Here is a 7,119-nt window from a genome sequence, read left to right as displayed (position 1 = left end):
CAACCACCCTATGATGTAACGCCACTTTAGATAGCAATATCTAATGGGGTTAAAGGTCGGAGACGTAAGTCGTTAGTACGACTGGGCAGTTACAAGCCCACCACCTTTAGGTAGTGGGTAGTTGACAGTATGCCATTTGAAAAGATGGCGCTTTATCGAAAATATTTATTATTTGAAAATAAAATTCCAGATGAACTGAAGGAAAGTGTTACAGAGGCTTTAAAACTTGAGGATTTCAATCAAAAAGAAAAACAAGATGAACCTTTACTTTGTTTAATTGGATTTATTCGCAGTTGTGGGACTATTGATCCCATGGTTGTTCAAAGGCAAGCACAAAAGTATGGCTTGGATCTTAGAAATTTGCAAACCAATCCATTATTTAATTTCTAGACATACTATACATTTGATTATTTGATGCCAGATGATACTTATGGAGAAGTTATATTGTATTATGATTCAATTCCACATATGGATGTGATCGAAAATACGCGTCAAGATTATGAATGGATGGCTCCTGTGTTTTAAAACCAGTAAGCTATTTGTCTATTTTCTATAATGGGTATGATGATACGGATAAGATGTTCATGTATTATTTGATTGTTTTAAAAAGAGTGAAGATGCATTTGATTTTCTAAAAATGGAACGCATTCTTGAATGTATTGAATCATGTCGTATGACTGAACATTTGATTACATTTTTCCAAAATTAGAACAATTCCATCCGAAAACAAAAGAATTATTCGAAAAAGCTATATAAAATGTCAATGCCATATTTAACAGGCATGACACTGCAGCGATATCCGTCAAAATGAAAAGGTAGAAATCTTAAAACTTGATTTCTACCTTTTTCCTATAGTTTTAATCGTTGTCTACCACAATCTTACCAGATTGAATGACTTTATTAATTTTTCTTACGTTTGAAATGTTCTCTAATGGATTTTCATTTAGACAAACTAAATCAGCCTGTTTACCAACTTCAATCGAACCATAGTCCTTTTCAACTCCAACACATCTTGCGGAATTGATTGTCGCCATTTTTAAGATATCCATGTTTGAAATATCAAGTCGAGCCAAAAGCTCCATTTCATAAGCTGTGTTAGAATGGTAATTAAATGGCGTTCCTGCATCTGTACCTAAGGCAATCTGAATGCCTTTTTCATAAGCTTTCTTAACACTTTCAACATGGGCATCCTTGACTTTTAACGTCTTGTCTACGGCATACTTAGCTACCCCTTTTTCTACACCCTTATCAATAATGCATTGGGGAGCACAAAGGGTAGGAACCAAGAATGTGTTTTGTTCTTTCATACGTTCCAGACATTCATCATCTAAAAAACAACCATGTTCTATAGAATCAATACCTGCATATAATGCATTTTTAATACCTTGTAAGCCTTGGGCATGTGTAGCTGTTTTTCTTCCTGCTTTATGGGCTTCTTCAATCATGACCTTCATTTCATCTACAGTAAACTGAGCATTACCAGGTTCAACCCCTTTGGTCATAACACCGCCTGTCGCCATTATTTTAATTAAGTCTACGCCACTTCTTAGCTGAGTACGAACGGCTTTTAAACATGTATCTTTTCCATCGGCTTCAATGCCTTCTTGCCAGCCATGACCGCCTGTCATACAAATGACTTTACCTGCACAATACATATGAGGTCCTTCAATCACATGATTTTCAATAGCTTCTTTAATTTGAAGGTCATAGTTTTCTTCCGTACCCACAACACGAATAAAAGTAACGCCTGATTCTAGATATTCTTTGCAGTGTTTTTGGGCATAGAAAGCTTTTTCCATCAAGGTAAATTCTTTATTTGCACCAAAACCAACCGGTTCCATAATGTGAACGTGGCAGTTAAAAAAGCCAGGGGCAACGACGTTGGCATGAATGACTTCTTCATTTGTTTCATGATATTCATCAATGGAAACAATTTTTCCATCTTCAATTGAAATCAATTGATCTTTCTTTGGTGTATCACTTACACCATCAATCATCATTTTTGCGTGTACAACTAATTTACTCATAATTAAACTCCTTTTTAAGTGATTTTGAACCTTGAAAGAGAAATATGCAAGTGATTTCAGAAAATAAATGCAAGAAAAGAGGGAATCCTTGGATTCCCTACAACATAGATTTAAATAAAATGTCGTTATAGTCTGGTAAAGGCCAGTCCTCTTTAGAAACATTGGTTTCAATCACATCCGTTAATTTACGAATCGTTTCCATTAATGGAAGTAATTCATCGGCCGCAAAACGAGCCGCTTGTTTTTCTGTTGTAGTTTCTTTGTTGATCAAAGCTTCTAATGTATCTAAGTGATTGGATACTAATTCTAAAGGCGTATTGATGTTTTTTAAGATTTTAACTTCTAATGGAGCATCAATTCCACTTGATTTCTTTGTTTGAATGATTTGAGCCAATTTAGCTTCATAACTAAAGATAGCTGGTAAGATTTGTTTTCTTAACATATAAGCCATTGTCTTAGCTTCAATTTGAACCACTTGGTAGTAGTTTGTGAGTAGGATACTTTCACGAGCATGCAATTCACTAGCTGAATATACATTGTGTTTTTCAAATAATTGTAGGTTCTTTGGATCTGTATAGTGAGGAAGTGCATCCGCTGTTGTCTTAAGCTCTAATAAGCCACGTTTTTGTGCTTCCTTTTTCCATTCATCGGAATATCCATTTCCAGAGAAAATGATACGCTTATGATTCTTTAATGTCTTTTGAATCAACGCAATCAAGGCTTTTGTCATATCTTCTTGTTTAACACATTCCAATTCATCCGCAAATTGTGTTAATTCTTCGGCTACGATTGTATTTAAAATAGTGTTTGGACAAGAAATGTTTAAGTTGGATCCAAGCATTCTGAATTCGAATTTATTACCAGTAAATGCGAATGGAGAAGTACGGTTACGGTCAGTAGAATCTTTTGCGATTGGAGGAAGGGTAGAAACGCCAAGTTCCAATTTACGATCGATTGTATCTACATATTCATTTCCAGCTTCAATGGCTTCAAGAATGGCAGTTAGTTCTTCACCTAAATAGATGGAGATAATAGCGGGTGGAGCTTCATCTGCACCTAAACGGTGGTCATTTCCAGCACTGGCAACAGAGATTCTTAATAAATCCTGGTATTCGTCTACACCTTTGATGATGGCAGCTAGAACGGTTAAGAAACGAATATTGTCTTTTGGAGAATCACCAGGTTCTAAAATGTTATCTCCTTCTTCTGTACAGAAAGACCAGTTGTTGTGTTTACCACTACCATTGACACCATCAAATGGTTTTTCATGTAGTAAACATACCAATCCATGGTGAGAAGCTACTTTTTGTAGAACTTCCATAGTCAATTGGTTTTGGTCATTCGCAATATTTGTTGATGTAAATACAGGTGCCAATTCAAACTGACATGGAGCTACTTCTTTGTGTTCGGTCTTGGCATAAACACCTAGTTTCCAAAGTTCTTCATCGACTTCTTCCATATAAGCTTTTACTCGTTCAGACAAACTACCAAAGTAGTGATCATCTAATTCTTGACCTTTTACGGGAGCCGCACCAAATAATGTTCTTCCTGTTACTAATAAGTCTAGACGTTCTTTGAACATGTCTTCATCAATCAAGAAATATTCTTGTTCTGGACCTACCGTTGTTTTGATTTTATGAATGTTGTAACCCATAATGTTCAATAAACGAACAGCAGCTTTGTTTAAGGCGTCGTTACTTCTCAATAATGGTGTTTTCTTATCCAAAGCACTACCATCGTAAGAGCAGAATAAGGTTGGAATATATAAAGTCTTTTCTTTGACAAAAGCTAGAGAAGTTGGATCCCATGCGGTATATCCTCTGGCTTCGAAAGTGGCACGCAATCCTCCACTTGGAAAACTTGAGGCATCGGGTTCACCTTTGATTAATTCTTTTCCTCTAAAATCTGAAATAACAGATGTTGGCCCTGTTGGATTGATAAACGCATCATGCTTTTCAGCTGTAATACCTGTCATTGGTTGGAACCAGTGCGTATAGTGAGTTGCACCCTTATCCATAGCCCAGTCTTTCATGGCGTTTGCGACTACATCTGCGATCTCTTTAGGAAGTTCCTTTCCTTTTTCCATTACATCCATCATTTGTTTGTAGACGGCATGAGGCAAGTATCTTTGCATAGCAGATGTACTGAATACGTCACATCCAAAATATTCATCGACAATTTTCATTTTTCTAGTGTCCTCCTGTCGCGTATATAATATCATTATTTTCATAAATGTTTTGAGAAATTTTTCTTTTTTTTCAAAAAAACTCCTTTTTTTACGTATATGAGTATGTAGAAAATCTCTACTAGAAAAGAGGTGCTCATGCGTAGCGCAAATTTATTAAATGATTTCGCCTTTAAGTATGTGTTTGGTAAAGATTGTAAAGAGGCTAATGATGCCTTAAAATTAATACTTACGGTATTTTTAGAAAGGAAAGTCCATCATGTGGTTGTTAAAAATTCAGAAATGGTAAAAGACTATAGTAAAATGAAGAATTCAAGGTTGAATTAGATAATCAAATAACGGTGGATTTAAAAATGCAGTTAAGACAAACCAAAGATAATTTACCAATTCGCATTAGTTATCATTTAGCTAGACTTCATGGTTCTCAAGAATTGGAAGGAAAATATTATGGAGAGTTAAAGGAAACAATCGTCTTAGTATTTTTTAATGTGAATCTAATTGATAATAATAGAATGTGTAACACATTCACATTGAAAAATGAGGATGGCTTATCTTTTGTAGAAGAAAGTCAGGATCGTATGAAGTTAATTACAGTGAAAATGTCAAAAGTAGATTTAAAGAAACCGCTGAGTAATATGAATGAACAGGAAAAATGATTTATTACTTTTTGAATTGTTACAAAGGAATCGAAGATAGTAAAATTAAAATGATGATAGAGAAGCGTGTAGAAACCTTACCGGATGAGGGTTGGAAAAAAATAATAGAAGATTTTCAAAAACTACATGAAAATGAAGAACGAATGGAACAACAACTTGAGGTTGAAGAGGCTCATAAAGCAAAAGAAGAAGCAAAAATGGCAATGCTGGAAGTGAATAAATTAAAACAAGAAGCTGATAAGAAAGTAGAAAGAGCCAATAAACAAGTAGAAGATGCAACTAAACAAACTGAACTTGAAACAAAAAGAGCGGATGCTGCAGAAAAACAGATTAAGAATATGATACTTCGCCTTTCTAGCACAATGGATATAAAGTCTGTAGCTTCCATATTGAATGTATCAGTGGATGAAATTGAAAAGTATATATAAAAAAGAAAAGTCACTATTTGTGACTTTCTTTGTTTTCTAGACTCGCCTTAACTAAACCCACAAATAATGGGTGTGGACGGTTGGGTCTAGATTTAAATTCAGGATGATATTGTACACCAATGTAGAATGGGTGATTCTTATACTCAATAGCTTCAACCAATTGTTTATCCGGACTTGTTCCGACAATCATCATATCGTTACGTTCAAATTCAGAACGATATTCATTGTTGAATTCATAACGATGACGATGTCTTTCATCAATCATATCTTTTTTGTAGCAAGACCAAATATTTGTATCGGCTCTTAATGAACATGGATAAGATCCTAAACGCATGGTTCCACCTTTACGAATATCATTACTTTGATCTTCCATGAAATCAATGATTGTATGTTTACTTTGTGGATCAAATTCAAAAGAGTTGGCATCCTTTAAACCTAATGCACTGCGGGCAAAGGCAATGGCTGCAATCTGCATACCTAAACAGATACCTAAATAAGGAATTTGTTTTTGTCTTGCGTAAGTGGCTACACGGATCATACCTTCAATACCACGATTGCCAAAACCACCTGGCAAGATGATTCCATCTGTATCTTTAAAAACTTCATCTAAGTTGGCATTTTCTAAACCTTCCGAATCAATCCATTGAATATTGACTTTGGCATGATTTTCAAAACCACCATGATACAAGGCTTCACTGACAGATAAATAGGCATCGTGTAAGGCAACGTATTTACCAACTAAGGCAATATTTACAGGTTTGGTGCTTGCTTTAATGTTAGCGACAACTTGTTGCCATTCGCTTAAATCTGGCTTACGTATTTCAAGGCCTGTCTTTTCACAGACAATATCTGCAAGATTTTGTTCTTCTAACATAAATGGTACTTCATATAGAGAAGGAAGAGTCTTGTTTTGGATGACACAACGTTTTTCAACATTACAAAATAATGAAATTTTGTCTAATACAGACTGAGGAATCGTTTCATCACAACGTGCTACAATGATATCTGGATTGATACCATAAGATTGTAATTCTTTTACGGAATGTTGAGTGGGTTTTGATTTATATTCCTGTGAACCCGAAATATAAGGGATGTAAGTAACATGGATGAATAGACAGTTTTTACGACCAACCTCTAAGGCAACCTGACGAATGGATTCTAGAAATGGTAAGCTTTCAATGTCACCAGTCGTACCACCAATCTCGGTAATTACGACATCGGCAGCCGCATGTTCTCCTGCACGAATTACGAAACTCTTGATTTCATTGGTAATATGAGGAATAACTTGAACGGTTTCACCAAGATATTTTCCATCACGCTCCTTATTAATGACATTCCAATAGACACGTCCAGTGGTAAGGTTGGAATACGTATGGAGGTTTTCATCAATAAAACGCTCATAATGACCTAGATCCAGGTCGGCTTCTAATCCATCATCTGTGACATATACTTCACCATGTTGGAAAGGAGACATTGTTCCAGGATCCACATTGATGTAGGGATCGAGCTTTTGACTTGTTACCTTGTAGCCACGGGACTTTAAAAGGCGCCCAAGACTGGCTGCACTGATACCTTTACCCAGGCCAGAAACAACACCTCCTGTTACGAAAATGTACTTTGTACTCATTTGTTTCACCTCTACTTTTTTTCTTTTAACTCGTGAATTTTACACCTATGAAAAAAAGATGTAAATAAAAGGCTTAACTAGCAATTTGGTGACTTTGCTATAATTCTTCTTTTTATCACTTACACGAATAACCACTCGTTTTTCAAATCCTTTAAGCGAGTGATTTTATAGATGTTTTTCAATCTAAGTAGTACGT

Annotated in this window: 5 protein-coding genes and 1 pseudogene; 3 read left to right on the top strand and 3 right to left on the bottom strand. The window is 35.5% G+C overall.

Annotated features, from left to right (window positions below; all coding sequences use genetic code 11):
- Positions 1-129: 129 nt before the first annotated feature.
- Positions 130-390 carry a hypothetical protein gene (locus FYJ55_RS09990; RefSeq protein WP_154556701.1) on the top strand — a complete coding sequence of 87 codons (261 nt, stop codon included), beginning with the start codon at positions 130-132 and terminating at the stop codon, positions 388-390.
- 467 nt (positions 391-857) lie between these two features.
- Here FYJ55_RS09990 and FYJ55_RS09985 read toward each other — a convergent pair whose 3' ends face one another.
- Together FYJ55_RS09985 and FYJ55_RS09980 are read right to left on the bottom strand one after the other, a co-directional pair.
- Positions 858-2,027, bottom strand: a complete 1,170-nt coding sequence (locus tag FYJ55_RS09985) for a metal-dependent hydrolase family protein (RefSeq protein ID WP_154556700.1) — start codon at positions 2,025-2,027, stop codon at positions 858-860.
- Positions 2,028-2,124: 97 nt separating this feature from the next.
- Positions 2,125-4,212: a glutamine synthetase III family protein gene (locus tag FYJ55_RS09980; protein WP_154556699.1), complete on the bottom strand. Its 2,088-nt coding sequence runs from the start codon at positions 4,210-4,212 to the stop codon at positions 2,125-2,127.
- Positions 4,213-4,350: 138 nt separating this feature from the next.
- On the opposite strand from FYJ55_RS09980, the pseudogene FYJ55_RS11190 reads away from it, so the two are divergent.
- Positions 4,351-4,868, top strand: a pseudogene (locus FYJ55_RS11190) (PD-(D/E)XK nuclease family transposase).
- On the top strand, positions 4,865-5,296 hold the full coding sequence (locus tag FYJ55_RS11185; protein ID WP_229771156.1) for a hypothetical protein: 432 nt from the start codon (positions 4,865-4,867) through the stop codon (positions 5,294-5,296). The pseudogene FYJ55_RS11190 and the gene FYJ55_RS11185 overlap by 4 nt, the downstream one beginning before the upstream one ends.
- A gap of 13 nt (positions 5,297-5,309) precedes the next feature.
- Here FYJ55_RS11185 and FYJ55_RS09970 read toward each other — a convergent pair whose 3' ends face one another.
- Positions 5,310-6,923: a CTP synthase gene (locus FYJ55_RS09970; RefSeq protein WP_154556698.1), complete on the bottom strand. Its 1,614-nt coding sequence runs from the start codon at positions 6,921-6,923 to the stop codon at positions 5,310-5,312.
- Positions 6,924-7,119: the final 196 nt, after the last annotated feature.

The sequence above is a fragment of the Holdemanella porci genome, from assembly GCF_009696075.1.
Classification (GTDB): domain Bacteria; phylum Bacillota_I; class Bacilli_A; order Erysipelotrichales; family Erysipelotrichaceae; genus Holdemanella; species Holdemanella porci.
Note: the sequence above shows the minus strand (reverse complement) of the source record. Positions and strands in the feature narration are given on the sequence as shown.

Excerpts from the sequence above, each read along its gene's own strand:
- FYJ55_RS09990 (WP_154556701.1), top strand. The coding sequence starts at position 130 with ATGCCATTTGAAAAGATGGCGCTTTATCGAAAATATTTATTATTTGAA.
- FYJ55_RS09985 (WP_154556700.1), bottom strand. The coding sequence starts at position 2,027 with ATGAGTAAATTAGTTGTACACGCAAAAATGATGATTGATGGTGTAAGT.
- FYJ55_RS09980 (WP_154556699.1), bottom strand. The coding sequence starts at position 4,212 with ATGAAAATTGTCGATGAATATTTTGGATGTGACGTATTCAGTACATCT.
- FYJ55_RS11185 (WP_229771156.1), top strand. The coding sequence starts at position 4,865 with ATGATTTATTACTTTTTGAATTGTTACAAAGGAATCGAAGATAGTAAA.
- FYJ55_RS09970 (WP_154556698.1), bottom strand. The coding sequence starts at position 6,923 with ATGAGTACAAAGTACATTTTCGTAACAGGAGGTGTTGTTTCTGGCCTG.